General features: G+C 69.4%; 12 protein-coding genes. 11 read left to right on the forward strand and 1 reads right to left on the reverse strand.

All coding sequences use genetic code 11. From position 1 onward, the window contains the following. The first annotated feature begins 190 nt into the window (after positions 1-190). The 11 genes from OG758_RS29735 to mycP (OG758_RS29785) all read left to right on the forward strand — a co-directional run bounded on the left by OG758_RS29735 (position 191) and on the right by mycP (OG758_RS29785) (position 16909). Entirely contained in the window at positions 191-1483 is a 1293-nt protein-coding gene (locus tag OG758_RS29735) for an extracellular solute-binding protein (RefSeq protein ID WP_326712753.1), read from the forward strand. A 4-nt stretch (positions 1484-1487) separates the two neighbouring features. Next, positions 1488-2384, forward strand: coding sequence for a carbohydrate ABC transporter permease (locus OG758_RS29740; RefSeq protein WP_326712754.1), 897 nt, complete (start codon positions 1488-1490; stop codon positions 2382-2384). Then, positions 2381-3226: a carbohydrate ABC transporter permease gene (locus tag OG758_RS29745; protein WP_326712755.1), complete on the forward strand. Its 846-nt coding sequence runs from the start codon at positions 2381-2383 to the stop codon at positions 3224-3226. The genes OG758_RS29740 and OG758_RS29745 overlap by 4 nt, the downstream gene beginning before the upstream one ends. Before the next feature lie 5 nt (positions 3227-3231). Next, a complete protein-coding gene (locus OG758_RS29750) occupies positions 3232-4878 on the forward strand; it encodes a beta-N-acetylhexosaminidase (RefSeq protein WP_382059975.1) in 1647 nt (548 codons plus the stop codon). A gap of 317 nt (positions 4879-5195) precedes the next feature. Next, positions 5196-6080 carry an FAD binding domain-containing protein gene (locus OG758_RS29755; protein WP_266934558.1) on the forward strand — a complete coding sequence of 295 codons (885 nt, stop codon included), beginning with the start codon at positions 5196-5198 and terminating at the stop codon, positions 6078-6080. After that, positions 6077-7681, forward strand: coding sequence for a 2Fe-2S iron-sulfur cluster-binding protein (locus tag OG758_RS29760; protein ID WP_326712756.1), 1605 nt, complete (start codon positions 6077-6079; stop codon positions 7679-7681). Before OG758_RS29755 ends, OG758_RS29760 begins: the two co-directional genes overlap by 4 nt. Next, positions 7678-9999, forward strand: a complete 2322-nt coding sequence (locus tag OG758_RS29765; RefSeq protein WP_326712757.1) for a xanthine dehydrogenase family protein molybdopterin-binding subunit — start codon at positions 7678-7680, stop codon at positions 9997-9999. The genes OG758_RS29760 and OG758_RS29765 overlap by 4 nt, the downstream gene beginning before the upstream one ends. Positions 10000-10350: 351 nt before the next feature. Further along, positions 10351-10956, forward strand: a complete 606-nt coding sequence (locus OG758_RS29770) for a hypothetical protein (RefSeq protein WP_326712758.1) — start codon at positions 10351-10353, stop codon at positions 10954-10956. Between the two features lie 1644 nt (positions 10957-12600). Continuing rightward, entirely contained in the window at positions 12601-13998 is a 1398-nt protein-coding gene (gene mycP, locus OG758_RS29775; protein ID WP_326712759.1) for a type VII secretion-associated serine protease mycosin, read from the forward strand. 87 nt (positions 13999-14085) lie between these two features. Then, positions 14086-15363 (forward strand): IS701 family transposase, encoded by a 1278-nt coding sequence (locus OG758_RS29780; RefSeq protein ID WP_326708323.1) that lies wholly within the window; start codon positions 14086-14088, stop codon positions 15361-15363. A gap of 298 nt (positions 15364-15661) precedes the next feature. Next, positions 15662-16909, forward strand: coding sequence for a type VII secretion-associated serine protease mycosin (gene mycP / locus OG758_RS29785; protein ID WP_326712760.1), 1248 nt, complete (start codon positions 15662-15664; stop codon positions 16907-16909). A 121-nt stretch (positions 16910-17030) separates the two neighbouring features. Here mycP (OG758_RS29785) and OG758_RS29790 read toward each other — a convergent pair whose 3' ends face one another. After that, on the reverse strand, positions 17031-17558 hold the full coding sequence (locus OG758_RS29790; protein ID WP_326712761.1) for a hypothetical protein: 528 nt from the start codon (positions 17556-17558) through the stop codon (positions 17031-17033). Between the last annotated feature and the right edge of the window lie 59 nt (positions 17559-17617).

Raw genomic sequence — 17617 nt, forward strand, 5'->3', positions numbered from 1 at the left:
GCGCCGCCGCGGAAGGTTCCTGAGTCTGCCGCGAAAGGCCCCCGAGGTGCGCATCTGTCGCGCCATGGGGGCCTTTGTGCTGCCTCCTCGACCGTTGCGCTCAGTGGTCTGGACCTCCTAACCTCCTCGGTGTTGTGCACAGCAAAACCGCCATTGCGTATGTTGCAACGACACTTCGGAGGCTGCCCCCATGAAGCTCCCCGTCCGAATGGCCTTGCCCCTGGCCGCACTTGCCGTCGCCACCGCCTGCGCCCCCGGGACCTCGGACAACGGCTCCGCCGGGGACGACAAGAGCGGGACTCTGCGCGTCTGGCTCTTCCAGGAGGTCAACAACCAGCCGAAGCATAAGGTCGTCGACGCGGCCGTCGCCGCCTTCGAGAAGTCCCACAAGGGCGCCGACGTCAAGGTCGAGTACATACCCGTCGAGACCCGCGCCGAGAAGATCAAGGCCGCCTTCAACGACCCGAAGAGCGCACCCGACGTCATCGAGTACGGCAACACCGACACCGCCGGATACGTCAAGGACGGCGGCCTCGCCGATGTGAGCAAGGAGTTCGGCGCCTGGTCCGAGGCCAAGGACACCGACCCGACGGCCGAGGAGTCCGTGACCGTCGACGGAAAGATCTACGGCGCCCCCTACTTCGTCGGCGTACGCGCCCTCTACTACCGCACCGACGTCTTCAAGGACCTCAAGCTCGACGTCCCGACGACACAGACCCAACTCGCCGCCGCGGCACGGAAGATCCACAAGGAGAGGCCGGACCTGTACGGCCTCGCGGTCGGCGGCGCCTACACGTACGGCGCCATGCCCTTCATCTGGTCCCAGGGCGGCGAACTCGCCGAGAAGAAGGGCGGATCGTACGAGTCGACCATCGACAGCCCGGCCGCGCGCAAGGGCATCGAGGCGTACACGTCCCTCTTCGGCGGCGACAACTGTCCCGCCGCGAAGTGCGCGGGCATGGGCGGCAACGACACCGTCACCGCGTTCGCCTCCGGCAAGGCCGGCATGGCCATCGGAGGCGACTTCAGCCACCAGGCCATGGAGGACGGCAAGGTGAAGGGCGAGTACGCCGTCGTGCCCCTGCCCGGCGCGGACAAGGGGGACATCGCCCCCGCTTTCGCGGGCGGCAACAACATCGGCGTACTCAAGAGCACCTCGCACCGCACGCTCGCCGTGGACCTCATGAAGAGCCTCGCCTCGAAGAAGACACAGGGCGAACTCTTCGACGCGATGGGCTTCCTGCCCACGTACACGGATGTCCGCGCGAGCGTCGCGAAGAAGGGGCCCTTCGTCGCGCCCTTCATCAAGACCCTCGGCGCCGGCGCCAAGTTCGTGCCCGCCTCGCCCGCCTGGGGCCAGATAGACGCCTCGCTCGTCCTGCCGACCATGTTCCAGGAGATCGTCAGCGGACGTAAGGACGTGGCGACGGCCTCGCGGGACGCGGCGAAGAAGATGGACACCGCCTTCCGCACCGGGGGCTGACCACGTGGCCACCACCACCGCCCGCCGCACCGGCGCCTGGACCCCCTGGCTCTATCTCGCCCCCGCCCTGCTCCTCCTCGGCGGACTCCTCGTCTACCCCGTCTGGCAACTCGGCCTGATCTCGTTCCTCGAATACACCCAGGCCCAGGTCAGCGGCGGCGAACCGACCACCTTCCAGGGGCTCGGGAACTACGCGACGCTCTTCGCCGACGAGCAGTTCTGGCAGGTGCTGCTCGCCACGGTCCTGTTCGCCGCCGCGTGCGTCGTCTCCACGCTCGCCGTCGGCTGCGCCCTCGCCGTGCTGCTCACCCGCGTACGGGCCCTGCCCCGGCTCGCCCTCATGCTGGCCGCGCTCGGCGCCTGGGCGACCCCCGCAGTGACCGGCTCCACGGTCTGGATGTTCCTCTTCGACCCGGACTTCGGCCCGGTCAACCGGGTGTTCGGGCTCGGCGACTTCTCGTGGACGTACGGCCGCTACAGCGCCTTCGCGCTCGTCCTGCTCGAAGTGGTCTGGTGCTCCTTCCCGTTCGTGATGATCACCGTGTACGCGGGCATCAGGGCGGTCCCGGCGGAGGTCGTCGAGGCGGCGGCGCTCGACGGGGCCTCGCAGTGGCGGATCTGGCGCTCGGTGCTCGCACCGATGCTGCGGCCGATCCTCCTCGTCGTCACCGTCCAGTCGGTCATCTGGGACTTCAAGGTGTTCACCCAGATCTACGTCATGACCAACGGCGGCGGCATCGCGGGCCAGAACCTCGTACTCAACGTGTACGCGTACCAAAAGGCCTTCGCGTCCAGCCAGTACGGCCTCGGCTCGGCCATCGGCGTCGTCATGCTGCTGATCCTGCTCGCCGTCACGCTCGGCTACCTGCGGATCCTGCGCCGCAGAGGGGAGGAGCTGTGAATCCGGTACGGGTGAGGGTGCGGCGGCCGTGGCGGCTCGCCGCCGAGGCGTCCGCGCTCCTGATCGCCCTCGTCGTCGCCTTCCCCCTCTACTGGATGGTGCTCGGCGCCTTCAAACCGGCCGGCGAGATCGAGTCGACCGAGCCGAGACCCTGGACGCTCGCGCCCTCGCTCGACTCCTTCCGGCGCGTCTTCCAACAGGAGGAATTCGGCCGGTACTTTGTCAACAGCCTGATCGTCGCGGGCACCGTCGTCGTGGTCTCCGCCCTCGTCGCATTCCTCGCCGCGACCGCGGTGACAAGGTTCCGGTTCAGGTTCCGCACGACGCTTCTCATCATGTTCCTGGTCGCGCAGATGGTGCCCGTCGAGGCCCTCACCATTCCGCTCTTCTTCCTCATGCGGGATTTCGGGCAGCTCAACACACTCGGCTCACTGATCCTGCCCCACCTGGCGTTCTCCCTGCCGTTCGCCGTGTGGATGCTCCGGGGCTTTGTGAAGGCCGTCCCTGAAGCGCTTGAGGAAGCCGCGTACATCGACGGGGCGAGCCGCACCCGGTTCCTCTGGCAGATCCTTTTCCCGCTGGTCTTTCCCGGCCTCGTGGCGACCAGCGTCTTCTCCTTCATCTCCACCTGGAACGACTTCCTGTTCGCGAAGTCCTTCATCATCAGCGACACCTCGCAGTCGACCCTGCCCATGGCCCTGCTCGTCTTCTTCAAACCCGACGAGAACGACTGGGGCGGCATCATGGCGGCGTCGACGGTAATGACCATTCCGGTACTGGTCTTCTTCGTACTCGTACAGCGGCGCCTGGTGTCCGGGCTCGGCGGCGCGGTTAAGGACTGACGTCAGTGACTTCGGCAGATCTCATTCCCGCACCCCGCCGGACGGCGCCCGGTGACGGCCTCCACGAACTCGGCGACGCCACCACGATCGACGCCGGCGCGGGCACCGAGGGCGTCGCCCGCTGGCTGCGCTCGACCGTCGGAGCGGCCACGGGCCTCGGCCTGCTTTACGCCGGCACCGGCGTTGACCTGCGCGACGGTGAAACCCGTATCGAGCTGCGCATCGACCCGGAACTCGGCCCGGAGGCCTACCGGATGACCGTCGACCGGCGGACCGTCCGTATCGAAGGCGGCGGCGCGGCCGGCGTCTTCTGGGGCGCCCAGACCTTCCGTCAGCTCCTCGGCCCCGACGCGTTCCGGCGCGCACCCCTCGATCCGGGCCGCAGGTGGACCGTTCCCACCGGCACCGTCGAGGACGCCCCCCGCTTCGCCTGGCGCGGCCTGATGCTCGACGTATCACGCCACTTCATGCCCAAGGACGGGATCCTGCGCTATCTCGACCTGCTCGCCGCGCACAAACTGAACGTCTTCCACTTCCACCTCACCGACGACCAGGGATGGCGCATCGAGATCAAGCGCCACCCCAGGCTCACGGAGCAGGGCGCCTGGCGCGCACGCACGAAATTCGGCCACCGCGCCTCCCCTCTGTGGGACGACCGTCCGCACGGCGGCTTCTACACGCAGGACGACATCCGGGAGATCGTCGCGTACGCCGCCGAACGGCATATCCGCGTCGTCCCCGAGATCGATGTACCCGGCCACTCCCAGGCGGCCATCGCGGCCTATCCGGAACTCGGCAACACGGACGTCGTCGACACCGCCTCCCTCACCGTCTGGGACAACTGGGGAGTAACCCCGAACGTACTCGCGCCGACCGACCACACGCTGCGCTTCTACGAGGGCGTATTCGAGGAACTCCTCGGCCTCTTCCCCGCCGACGTCTCGCCGTTCATTCACATCGGCGGCGACGAGTGCCCCAAGGACCAGTGGAAGCTGTCGCCCACCGCGCAGGCCCGGATCGCCGAACTCGGCCTGAAGGACGAGGACGAGCTCCAGTCCTGGTTCATCCGGCACTTCGACACCTGGCTCACCGAACGCGGCCGCCGCCTCATCGGCTGGGACGAGATCCTGGAGGGCGGCCTCGCGCCCGGCGCCGCCGTGTCGTCCTGGCGCGGCTACCAGGGCGGCATCACCGCCGCCCAAGCCGGACACGACGTCGTCATGTGCCCCGAGCAGCAGGTGTACCTGGACCACCGTCAGGCGCCGGGCGACGACGAGCCGATGCCCATCGGATACGTCCGCACGCTGGAGGACGTCTACCGCTTCGAGCCCGTCCCCCCGCAGCTCACCGAGGAGGAGGCGCGGCACGTCCTGGGCACCCAGGCCAACGTGTGGACCGAGGTGATGGAGAGCCAGGCCCGCGTCGACTACCAGGTGTTCCCGCGCCTGGCCGCCCTCGCCGAGGTCGCCTGGAGCGCCCTGCCCGCGCCCGCCGAGCGCGACTACGCGGACTTCCGGCGCCGAATGACCGCCCACTACGGCCGTCTTGACGCCCTCGGCGTCGGCTACCGCCCGCCCACAGGACCCCTTCCGTGGCAGCAGCGACCGGGTGTGCTCGGACGCCCGATCGAGGGGGCGCCCCCGAACGTGTGAGACGCCCGCCGTACGCGTGCCCCGGGGCTCCGGCCCTGGGACCGTGGGACCGCACGAAAAAGCCTTACAAAAATCACCGAAGAGTGGCAATGCGTACCGACCGGTGACCAGGGGTGAAATCGATCCATCTCCCTGGTCCTCGGGGCGAAAGCCTCCTAGCGGACCCCCTCGCCGGGCCCCCGGGAAGATGTGCCAGAGTTGCCACGTCCGGCCTGTCAGCACGTACCGTACGGCGGAACAGGCGTAACGGCGCGAACGACGGCTCACATGCCGAAGCCGCCGGGCGAAGTGCCGGACATCGGGAAGGGGCAGCCGGTTTGACCACGCACGCAACGCAGGCCGTGACGCTCCCGGGCTCGCTCGACGAGGCCGTGGCAGCACTCGCCGCCATGCCCGCCGCGGTCCCGGTCGCGGGCGGCACCGACCTGATGGCCTCGGTCAACGCCGGACTGCTGCGCCCCGCCGCCCTCGTCGGTCTCGGCCGCATCAGCGAGATCCGCGGCTGGCAGTACCAGGACGGTCACGCTCTGCTCGGCGCCGGCCTCACCCACGCCCGCATCGGACGCCCCGACTTCGCCGCTCTGATCCCCGCGCTCGCGGCCGCGGCCCGCGCCGCCGGACCGCCCCAGATCCGTAACGCGGGCACCCTCGGCGGCAACATCGCCTCCGCCGCGGCGACCGGCGACACCCTGCCCGTCCTGGCCGCCCTCGAAGCCACCCTCGTCATCGCGGGCCCCGGCGGCGCGCGGCGCGAGGTCCCCGTCTCCCACCTGCTCGCGGGCATGGAGATGCTCAGCCCCGGCGAACTCATCGGCTTCGTGCGCGTGCCGCTCCTGCACGCCCCGCAGACCTTCCTCAAGGCCACCGGCCGTACCGGCCCCGGACGCGCCCTCGCGTCCGTCGCGCTCGTCCTCGACCCCGCGAGGCGCGGCGTGCGGTGCGCGGTCGGCGCCGTCGCGCCCATGCCGCTGCGGCCCCTGGAGGCCGAGCAGTGGGTGGCCTCGCTCATCGACTGGGACGGCGAGCGGACGCTCGTGCCCGAGGCGCTGACCGCATTCGGCGAGTACGTCGCCGCGGCCTGCATCCCCGACGCCGCCCCGGCCCCGGACGGCACCCAGGAACAGCTGCCGCCCGCCGTACTGCACCTGCGACGCACGGTCGCCGCGCTGGCCCGACGTGCACTTGGGAGGGCGCTGTCGTGACTGACGAGCACAACCACGGTGGCCACCAGGGCGGCGGCTGGGAGCCGCTGCCCCAGGGCGACTACGACGCGGACGCCACCGCCTTCGTGCAGCTCCCCGAGGGTGGCCTGCCCGACGTGCCGCTGGCCGCGCCGGGACACGGTTACGTACCGCCGCAGATCACCATCGCGCCCGGCGGCCCGGCGGCCACGGACCCGGCGGCGACGGGTGTGTGGGTGCTGCCGCCCGACGTGACGGGCGCGCAGGCGGCGCCCACGGGCGCGGCGACCGGCGAGGTGCACTGGCCCGAACCTGCCGAACACGCCGAGCCGGCCGCTCCGGAGGCGATGCCTTCGTACGGTCACGGGGCCGGAGTGACCGGGCAGTGGAACTTCTCGGACGCCGGGCACCAGGCGCCCCCCGCCCACGGCCATGCGGTGGCCGAACCGGCGGGGCAGGCGGGACAGACCGGGCAGTGGTCGATTCCGGTCATCGCCGAAGGGGATCTTCCGGACGAGTCGGGCGAGTTCACTACATCGTCCATCGCCGCGCAGTGGGGTCGGACGCCTCCGGCGACTCTGCCGGGGGGCGCGGTGGCGCCCTGGGCGGCGGAGGAGTGGGCGCGGGAGCCTTCGGGGGGCGTTCCGGAGCCCGAGGTCGAGCCCGAGGTCGAGCCCGAGTTCGAGCCCGAAGTCGCGCCTGAGATCGCGCCGGAGCCGGCGCAGGGGAATGTAAGCGGCATACACGCCGTACACGGCGGACGCGGTGAACCCGAGCCGGTCGGGACGGCGGACAGCGAGGCGCATGCCTTCGCGGACGTCGCCGCCGAATCGGCGGAGGAGCCGGTGCGGGTGCCGACCGCCGAGGCTGCGGAGGTCCCGGAGGTCTCTGCGGCTCCGGCGGCTCCTGAGGTCGACGAGGCCCCCGAGGTCACCGAAGCCCCCGCTCCTGAGGACGCCGCCCCCGACGAGCCCGCCCCCGACGCAGTGGTCGCCCCTCTCCACGACGACCACCCCCTCGCCTCCTACGTCCTGCGGGTCAACGGCACCGACCGTCCCGTCACGGGCGCCTGGATCGGCGAGTCCCTGCTCTACGTCCTGCGCGAGCGCCTCGGCCTCGCCGGGGCCAAGGACGGTTGCTCGCAGGGCGAGTGCGGTGCCTGCAATGTGCAGGTCGACGGCCGTCTCGTGGCCTCCTGCCTCGTGCCCGGTGCCACCGCCGCCGGCAGCGAAGTACGCACCGTGGAGGGCCTGGCCGCGGACGGGCAGCCCTCCGACGTGCAGCGCGCCCTCGCCGGCCGCTGTGCCGTCCAGTGCGGATTCTGCGTGCCCGGCATGGCGATGACCGTGCACGACCTCCTCGAGGGCAACCCGGCCCCCACCGAACTGGAGGCCCGCCAGGCGCTGTGCGGCAACCTGTGCCGGTGCTCCGGCTACCGCGGGATCCTGGACGCCGTACAGCAGGTCGTCACCGAACGCGAGGCGACGGCGACGGGCGCGATCATGGCGGCGGACTCGACGGGCCCGGCCGCCTCCGCGGATGACGCCGGGGGCGAGGCCCGCATCCCGCACCAGGCGGGACCCAGCGCGACCGAAGGTATTCAGGACGGAGGCCTGGCGTGAGTGACGAAGCAACAGCCACCGCGCCCCCCGTGGAGGAGCCACTGCCGCACGGCCTCGGGGCCTCCCTGCCGCCCGCCGAGGCGCGCGCCAAGACGGAGGGCACCTTCCCGTACGCCGCCGACCTGTGGGCCGAGGGCCTGCTGTGGGCGGCCGTCCTGCGCTCCCCGCACCCGCACGCGCGCATCCTGTCCATCGACACCACCCACGCGCGCGAGATGCCCGGCGTACGCGCCGTCATCACGCACGAGGACGTCCCCGGAGCGCCGCTTCCCGGTCACCGCGCCGCGGACCGCCCGGTGTTCGCCTCCGACGTCGTACGCCACCACGGCGAGGCCATCGCGGCCGTCGCCGCCGACCACCCGGACACCGCGCGCATGGCGGCCGCGGCCGTCCTCGTCGAGTACGAGGTGCTCGAACCGGTCACCGACCCCGAACAGTCCTTCGCCGCCGAACCCCTGCACCCCGACGGCAACCTGATCCGCCACATCCCCCTGCGCCACGGCGACCAGGACGCGGTCGGCGAAGTCGTCGTCGAGGGCCAGTACCGCATCGGCCGCCAGGACCCGGCCCCTATCGGCGCCGAGGCCGGCCTCGCCGTCCCGCGGCCCGACGGGGGAGTGGAGCTCTACATCGCCTCCACCGACCCGCACGGCGACCGCGACCTCGCCGCCGCCCGCTACGGCCTCGAACCCGAGCGCGTGAAGGTCGTCGTCACGGGCGTGCCCGGCGCGACCGGAGACCGCGAGGACCAGAGCTTCCAACTCCCGCTCGGACTGCTCGCGTTGAGGACCGGCTGCCCGGTCAAGCTCACCGCTACGCGCGAGGAGTCCTTCCTCGGCCACGCCCACCGCCACCCCACCCTCCTGCGCTACCGCCACCACGCGGACGCCGAGGGCAAGCTGGTCAAGGTCGAGGCGCAGATCCTCCTCGACGCGGGCGCGTACGCCGACACGTCCTCGGAGGCGCTCGCCGCCGCGGTCTCCTTCGCCTGCGGCCCGTACGTCGTCCCGCACGCCTTCATCGAGGGCTGGGCGGTCCGCACCAACAACCCGCCCTCCGGCCACGTACGCGGAGAAGGCGCCCTCCAGGTCTGCGCCGCGTACGAGGCGCAGATGGACAAGCTGGCGAAGAAACTCGGCATCGACCCGGCGGAGCTGCGCCTGCGCAACGCCATGGCGACGGGCGACGTACTCCCGACCGGGCAGACGGTGACGTGCCCGGCACCGGTCGCCGAACTGCTGGGCGCGGTACGGGACTTCCCGCTGCCGGAGCTTCCCAGGGACACCCCCGAGGACGAGTGGCTGCTGCCCGGAGGCCCCGAAGGCGCGGGCGAACCCGGCGCGGTGCGCCGCGGCGTCGGCTACGGCATCGGCATGGTGCACATGCTCGGCGCGGAAGGCACCGACGAGGTGTCGACGGCGACGGTGAAGGTCCACGACGGCGTGGCGACGGTCATCTGCGCTGCCGTGGAAACCGGCCAGGGTTTTACTACTTTGGCGAGGCAGATCGTCCAGGACACCCTCGGCATCGACGAGGTCCAGGTCGCCCCGGTCGACACGGACCAGCCGCCGGCCGGCCCCGGCTGCCGCGGCCGCCACACCTGGGTCTCCGGCGGAGCGGTCGAACGCGCCGCGAAGATGGTCCGCACCCAGCTTCTCCAGCCCCTGGCGCACAAGTTCGGCATGTCCACGGAGCTGCTCCAGATCGCCGACGGCAAGATCACGTCGTACGACGGAGTCCTGTCGACGACGGTCACCGAGGCGATGGACGGCAAGGAACTGTGGGCCACGGCCCAGTGCCGCCCGCACCCCACCGAACCCCTCGACGCCGACGGCCAGGGCGACGCCTTCGTGGGCCTCGCGTTCTGCGCGATCCGCGCGGTGGTCGACGTGGACATCGAACTCGGCTCGGTGCGGGTGGTGGAACTGGCGGTGGCGCAGGACGTGGGCCGAGTCCTCAACCCGGCCCAGCTGACGGCCCGTATCGAAGCGGGCGTCACGCAAGGCGTGGGCGCCGCCCTCACGGAGAACCTCCGCACCCCCAGGGGCCTGGTCCGCCACCCCGACTTCACGGGCTACGCGCTCCCGACGTCCCTGGACGCCCCCGACATCCGCATCGTCAAACTGGTCGAGGAACGGGACGTGGTGGCCCCCTTCGGAGCGAAGGCGGCAAGCGCGGTCCCGGTGGTCGCGTCCCCGGCGGCAGTGGCCTCAGCGGTCCGCGCGGCCACGGGCCGCCCGGTCAACCGCCTCCCGATCCGCCCGCAAGCGGCGGTGGTGACGAACGCGTCCGCTCCGGCGATGGTGTCGACGGACTGATCCTCTCCGGATTGGCCTGATCCCGCCCGGCCCGGAGACGGCGATGCTGACGAACGTCAACGGCGCCTCTGACGATGGCGACATCAACGGAGTGAAATGCCAAGCCCTGTCTGCCCGTTGCGACTTGTGACACGTCGTGTCGTTGTGTGACGCGATGTCGATGGACTCTGCAACGGGCGACGTGTGAACTGACAGTGCGCTTGGCTAGAGTTGTTGTCGAGACTTCGTAGACGAGGGCGCCCGCCGATGGACCTTCGGCGGGCGACGCGACGGGACGAGCGGTCTGCATGACGCCGGCCGACGCCGCTCGACGAGCGGTCTGTACGGGACGCGGGGAACGGGGAGGACGCGATGGCAGAGGCAGCGGACAAGGGCGGCGGCAGCGACGGCTCGCCGTGGGCCTTCTTCGGCGTACTCGGAGCGGTGGGGGCGGCACAGGCGGCGGTGGGGGAGGTGGTCACCGAACTTGAGTCGTTCACTAAGTTCCAGCAGCGGGTTGATGAGCTGATCAAGAACCTCAAGGGTTCTGACGCAGGCCCTAAGAAGATCGGCCAGGAGCCGCTCACACGTCATCAGTTCGGGGGTGGCAGCGGGGCCTGGGGCGACGCCGCAGGCCTGTACACGTCGTACCAGACGGTGCTCACGGAGCTGGAACACCTGTCACAGGTCCTTTCCGACTCGATAGAGGGCATGGGGATCGCGGTGCTGGCTTCGCACAAGACCTACAAGGGGATCGACACAGATCTCCGGGACCGCATGCTGGCGATCAGCACGGAGACGAAGCAGCACTACGGCGGCGACTACGACCCCGAGAAGTCCAAGCTGTGGCACCACGGTGAGGGGCCGAAGATGGATGAGATCGGGACGGAGCAGACCAAGAGCGACGCCGGTGACTCCGGAGCATCGAGCAAGTCTGCTCCGGACTCCAAGGGCAGCGGGACGGAGAACAAGCTCTGATGGCCAAGGACCCGTTTGACGGCATGAGCCATGAGCAGATGCTGGAATGGCTCGACCAGGCGAACTCCGGCACGGTGCAGGCAGCGGCCGACAGGCTTGCCGCGGCGGCCAAAGAGATCCACTCCATCGCCGAGGATCTGAAGGTCCGGCCCCAGTGGGTGGAATGGAAGGGCCAGGGCGCGGAGTCGTTCCGTACCTGGGCAGGAGATCTGGCCAACGCGACGTTGACCCTGGGTGATTTCAGCCAGGACTCGTCGAAGTGGCTCGCCCAGGCATCGAAGGCAATCGGCACAGCCCAGGCTTCCATCCCGCGGGACAAGGCCAGTGCGCAGTCGAACCTGGATGCGGCGAAGGCGGCGCACAACGACCCTGACGCCGGGGCCGTCGCGAGCAAGTCGTCGGCCGAGCTTCAGGCGATCGCGGCGAACAAGGAGAAGGTCCGGCAGGAAGCCGCCGGTGAGATGCGGAAGTTGGGACAGGCGTACTCGCTGTCCTCCACACAGATGTCGGGATTGACCCGGCCGAAGTTTCCGCCGCCGCCGAAGGCCCTGGTGCCCGACAGCGTCTCTCGAGACTCCTCACAGAGGGAGGGAGACGGCGGGGCTGCTGCGAAGTCCGTGTCTGCAACCGGAACGACCAGGTCTGTGGCTGAGGCGACGGGTCACACGACCCCCACTTCGGATGTGACAGCGGCACACCACGGGACAGTCACACCGGAACGCGCGATGCCGAACCTTGACGAACGTCCCACTCAGGTGGGCATCGACTCGGTAGGTACGCTGCCTGAAGCCAAGCAGCCCCTTCCGACCACTACCGGACCAAGCCCGGTTGGCCCTGGCCCGACGGGTCCCGGAGGCATGCCCCCCTCAACCGGAATGATCCCGCCGGCCTTTGGCGGCCCAGGACGAAGTCCCGTCACTGCGCGAGGCACCGGACCGTCGGTCACGGCACGAGGAACCTCTCAGGCGGGTCGAGCCGCAGGGATGCCTCGGACAGGCATTGCACCGGCTGAGGGTGCTACCGGTCGTCCGACCACGCCGGGGACACGCGGCCCCATGATGCCCGGCCAGAGCGCCACGGGCCGGGCGGTGTCGGGTCAGCCTGGTCGACTTCCGACCAACGGCGGCGTGGCGGGTGGGCGTCCTCAACCGACAACGGGCAGGCCTTCAACGGGTATTCCCCGCGGCACGGTGGTGGGCAGGGAGGGTGCCACAGGCGGCCGAGGCACACCGGCTCAGGGAGGGACGGGAGCCAGGCCGACGCCAGCAGGCGGAAGCGCAGGTTCGCGCGGCGGGGCCTCGGGACGACGAGTAACCGGGGCAACGGGCGAGAGCGGCGGCATCGTAGGAGGTCGGCCGCAGCAGCAAGGCCGCGCAAATGCTCGCTCGTTCAGTTCCGGGGGCTCAGGTTTGGTCCGCGGTCAGGGCACCGGGGGAGCATCCCAAGAAGGTACTCACGGCACGGGCCAGGTGGGGCGCGGAGGCACGGTGCCCCGCGGCGCTCAACCTCAGGGTCGCCAAGATGAGGAGCAGGGCGACCGCCCCGACTACCTCGTAGAGAACGAGGCGACCTGGCAGCCGAACGACCAGAGGAATGTGCCACCCGTCATCGATGATGCCCCCAAGAACAGCGAGAGGTAGTCGCATGTCCAGCAGCCGCACTCGTTACGGCCGCCGAGTGGTTTCCTCGACAGCTCTCGGATTGCTGCTGGTGGGTGCCGCAGCCACGCCCGCCCTCGCGGAATCCAATCGCGAAAAGCAGTGGTACCTCACTGCAATGAAGGCCGAAAGCATGTGGCGCACCAGCAACGGTGAAGGCGTCACTGTCGCTGTGATCGACTCCGGGGTCGAGTTGAGCAACCCGGACTTGCAGGGGCGGATCCTGGACGGTTTGGACCTGGCGCCGAAAGAGGCCGGCGATGAGCACACCGACTATGAAGGTCACGGTACCGGAATGGCCGGTCTGATCGCCGGGACGGGAGCACGGCGAGGTGGCCAGGGGGCTTTCGGCTTGGCGCCGGGCGCCAAGATCCTCCCGATTCGGATGCCGGACGGGAGCAAGGCGAACAACCAGTACGGTGCGGCTGAACAATTCAACAAGGTCGCTCCGAAGGCAATCCGGTTCGCGGTGGACCACGGCGCCAAGGTCATCAACATCTCCCAGGGAGTTCTCAACGGCTCGCCACAGCTCACGGACTCAGTGGATTACGCGCTGAAGAAGGGTGCGCTGATCTTTGCTTCCACCGGAAATGATGGAGAAGGCCTAAATAAGGCGGAATATCCGGCGGCCACTCCGGGGGTAGTCGCTGTGAGTGCGCTCGGCAAGGATCTCCACATGACGGATGAATCCACTCACGGTAAGCAGGTGGATATCGCCGCTCCAGGCGATGACATGGTCCACGCTTGTGGGAGCAAGTCCAGCGACACCGGTCTCTGCAGGAGCCACGGCACCAGTGATGCCACGGCTTTGGCTTCCGCCAGCGCTGCTCTGATTTGGTCCAAGCATCCGAACTGGACCAACAACCAGATTCTCCGGGTCATGCTCAACACCATTGGCGGCGCAGCCAATGGGGACAGGCGTAACGACTTCACCGGCTACGGATCGGTCCGCCCCCGCATCGCCCTGACGAACCCAGGAAACCCGGGTCCGGCCGACAAGTATCCGCTCCCGGACTACCCCGTTGCAGCCGCCAAGTCGCCGTCTGCCGAGCCCTCCAAGGCCGAGGGTGGGGTCAAGTCGGCTGCGCCGGCAGCTGCGTCCAAGAGCGATGACAGCAACACCCCTCTGTGGATCGGCATCGGCGTGGGCGCCGCAGTCGTGATTGCTGCGGGTGTCGCCGTAGGCGTCACCCGCAGCCGCAAGCGCAGCGCTGCTCAGCAGCCGCCCGCGTATCCCTACGCCCCGGCCTCGGTTCCCGCACCTGGTCCCGGTCAGCCGCAGCAGTACCAGTCATACGGCGCCCCGCAGAACCACCCTGTGGGCCATGACCCGAACTCGCCGTACGGCGGTCCGCAGGGGCCGGGTCCGAGCACGCGCGGCTGAAGGCCTGCGGGGTGAGAGGCATCAAGGCCTCTAGTAGGGCTCCGTTAGGTCTGTCTCGCCGTCCTATTCGGGGGCATGTTGGAGGGTATGGACACGCATGAAGTGAACCGTGCTCGGGCGAAGTTGGCGTTATTCGTGGCTGACGTGTTCGCATCGGTGCCGCGCAAGGATCAGCGGGCGAAGGGTGACTGTTATCTGCGGGGACTGATGCTGGACGGGCGGCGTAAGTCGATCCAGCCGATGGCGGAGCGGCTGCCGGATGGCAACGAGCAGAACCTGCAGCAGTTCGTGAACCAGTCCACCTGGGATCCGGTGCCGGTGCGGCGGCGGATCGCGGAGCGGATGGTGCCGCAGATCAGCCCGGATGCCTGGGCGGTCGATGATGTGTCGTTCCCCAAGGACGGGAAGATGTCGGTGGCGGTCGCCCCTCAGTACTGCGGGGCTTTGGGCAAGCAGGCCAACTGCCAGGTCGCGGTGAGCGTGCACGCGGTCTCCGACGCCGCGTCCTGTCCGCTGCAGTGGCGATTATTCGTGCCCCAGGAGTGGGCGCACGACGCCGGACGGCGGCAGAAGACCGGGATACCGCCAGAGGTCGGGCACCGGGAGAAGTGGCGCCTGGCATTGGACACCCTTGATGAGCTGGCCGGGTGGGGGCTGGTGCCGCCGGTGGTGGTGGCCGACGCCGGCTACGGGCAGAACGCCGACTTCCGCGACGGCCTGAGCGAGCGGGGCATCACATATGTCGTGGCGGTCCGTTCGGACGTGACCGTCCACCCGCACGACGCGCAGCCCACCGCCCCGGCGTGGTCCGGGAACGGCCGCAAGCCGCAGTCCCGCTACCGCGATAAACCGTCCTCCGTGGCCGCTTTGACCGCTGGCCATGGCCGGCCGGCGTTCACCGAGGTGACCTGGCGTGCAGGCTCCCGCGGGCCGATGCGCTCGCGCTTTCTGGCACTGCGGGTGCGGCCGGCCGGGGTCAAGGCACGCCGCCTGGCCCAGGCAGCCGCCACCGCGCGGCAGGGCTGCTGGAACGGTGTCCTGCCCGAAGTGACGCTGCTGGCCGAGTGGCCCGAAGGCGCCGAAGCACCCACCGACTACTGGCTGTCCAACCTGCCCGCCGACACCCCGCTTGCCGAACTGGTCCGCCTGGCGAAGATCCGCTGGCGCATCGAGCACGACTACCGGGAACTCAAACACGGTCTCGGCCTGGACCACTTCGAGGGCCGTTCATGGATGGGCTGGCATCACCACGTCACCCTGGTCACCGCCGCCCACGCGTTCCTCACCGAACAGCGCCTGGCCCCAAAAGCCGATACAGCGGACTCACCCTCTACCAGATCCTCGACACCATCCAAGAGCTGCTGAACTGCTGGACCGGCACCTGCACCACCTGCCACCGCCCCCTGCCCAGAACATCAACCACCAGCCAGAACCCAAGAACCACAGCAACTTAACGGAGTCCTACTAGCCCCTTCGATCGCCTCGAATTGCGGTCGGCCGCCGGTCATGGAACATCGAGAGGTAGCGCATGCCCACCATGAGCACTCGTTGCCGACGCCGCGGTGCGGCAGCAGCGTCCGCTCTCGGTTTGTTGTTGGTGGGCACGGCAACTACTTCCGCACACGCTGACTCGACGCGATCCCAGCAGTGGTTCCTCGACGCCATGCAGGCCGAGAGCATGTGGAAGACCAGCACAGGCAAGGGCGTTACCGCCGCTGTCGTCGACACGGGTGTTGATCCGTCGAACCCGGATTTGCAGGGCCGCATCGTGCAGGGTGAGGACCTGGCTCCCGATGAAGCCGGCGACGAGACCATCGACCGGAACGGTCACGGGACAGGCATGGCAGGTCTCATTGCTGGAACCGAGGCGTACGGCGGCGGACAAGGCTCCTTTGGCCTTGCTCCGGGCACGAAGATCATGCCGATCAGACTGCCCGACGTGACGAAGTCAGCGAACAAGTGGGAGTCCGAGGCCAAATTCGAAGACTCCGTAGCGACGGCGATTCGCTACGCTGCGGATCACGGAGCACGGGTCGTCAACATCTCTCAAGGGGTTGCGGGGGAGCCGGGGGATTTCTCAAAGATCACCAAGGCCGTCGACTTCGCCTTGAAGAAAGGTGTGTTGATCTTTGCTGGTACTGGAAACGACGGCGACAAGGGCAATTCCCTCAGCTTTCCCGCAGCCACGCCGGGCGTAGTCGGCGTCGGGGCCATCGGGAAGGATCTCCACCGGGCAGCGTGGTCGACACATGGAGCTCAGGTCGACATGTCCGCGCCCGGCGAAGACATGCTCCATGCATGTGGAGGGAAGACCGGCCTGTGCAAGACGGACGGAACCAGTGACGCCACCGCCATCGTTTCCGCCAGCGCGGCCCTGCTCTGGTCCAAGCACCCCGCCTGGACGAACAATCAGGTCCTCCGGGTCATGCTCAACACCATCGGTGCTCCCACAGACGGTGAGAAGCGCAACGACTCCATTGGCTACGGAATCGCCCGCCCGCGAATCGCCCTGACAAGCCCAGGCGATCCCGGCCCGGCCGGCAAGTACCTGCTCCCGGACTACCCCGTCACAGCGTCCAAGTCGCCGTCGACCAAGCCCTCCAAGGGCGCCCAGGCTCCAGGCGACAGCAGCTCCGCAGCTCCGGCGGCGGCGTCCAAGGGCGATGACAGCAACACTCCCCTCTGGATCGGCATCGGAGTAGGCGCGCTTGTCGTGGCCGGTGCCGCGAGCGCCGTTGCGATCACCCGCAGCCGACGCCGCGCGGCGGCCGCGCAGGCCTCGCCGCCGCCCTACCCTCCGGCCCAGCCGCCCTTCCAGGGGCAGCCTTACGGGGCACCGCAGTTCACGAACCCACAGCCGTGCGCACCTCTACCGAACGACAACCAGCACAACCCCAACCAGGGCCGCTGACGGTCCCCATCCGGGACGTCCCACACGATCCTGAACGGGCAGACGACGCCGACCCCGTCGCGCTGGCCGCCGCCTTCAAGGCGGGCCGCGAGCAGGCCGAGACGCCGAGGACGCCCCCGGCTCACCCGATGTCAGGCTCACCGTCCGGCAGGTTCTCCGCGGCGGTGCACTGTCGGTTGTCCTGGGCCGCGTGCCGGGCAGTGGCGGCGGCCAGGATGGCCGCGTTGGCGCGCGCTGCGTGGTCCTTCATGGCTGGTCCGCCGCTGCCGCCCTCGCCGACCGAGACCGACAGAAGCTCGTCGCCGCCCGAACGCACAGGGCAGCTGACGAAGAGGTGGGCGCCGGTGCCGTCCAGGTACCCGATCGTGTCCCTGAGCGTCAGCGGCGTATGGCCGGACTCGCGCGCATCGAGCTCGGCCTCGGTGCGGGTGTAGTCGCCACCCTGGAGCAGCCGGTACCCGACGTCGACCTTGGCCCCTCCGCCGGTCAGCAAGCAGTGCCCAAGTGCCCAGCCGCGCTTGGCTTCCTGATTGTGCCCGGCGGAGGCGCACTTGTAGGCGTTCCTCTCTTGGAACTTCTTGCCGGGCTCGGGCATGAGGCCCTTCACTGCCGCGCCGGGCAGCGACTTCTCGCACACCTTCCCGGGCACCGCTACGGCGGGTCCCTCGTCGGGCCACAACAGCCAAGCGCCGACTCGGGCCAGAACCA

It is taken from the genome of Streptomyces sp. NBC_01474 (genome assembly GCF_035918215.1).
Classification (GTDB): domain Bacteria; phylum Actinomycetota; class Actinomycetes; order Streptomycetales; family Streptomycetaceae; genus Streptomyces; species Streptomyces aureus.

Excerpts from the sequence above, each read along its gene's own strand:
- OG758_RS29735 (WP_326712753.1), top strand. The coding sequence starts at position 191 with ATGAAGCTCCCCGTCCGAATGGCCTTGCCCCTGGCCGCACTTGCCGTC.
- OG758_RS29770 (WP_326712758.1), top strand. The coding sequence starts at position 10,351 with ATGGCAGAGGCAGCGGACAAGGGCGGCGGCAGCGACGGCTCGCCGTGG.
- mycP (WP_326712759.1), top strand. The coding sequence starts at position 12,601 with ATGTCCAGCAGCCGCACTCGTTACGGCCGCCGAGTGGTTTCCTCGACA.
- OG758_RS29780 (WP_326708323.1), top strand. The coding sequence starts at position 14,086 with ATGGACACGCATGAAGTGAACCGTGCTCGGGCGAAGTTGGCGTTATTC.
- mycP (WP_326712760.1), top strand. The coding sequence starts at position 15,662 with ATGCAGGCCGAGAGCATGTGGAAGACCAGCACAGGCAAGGGCGTTACC.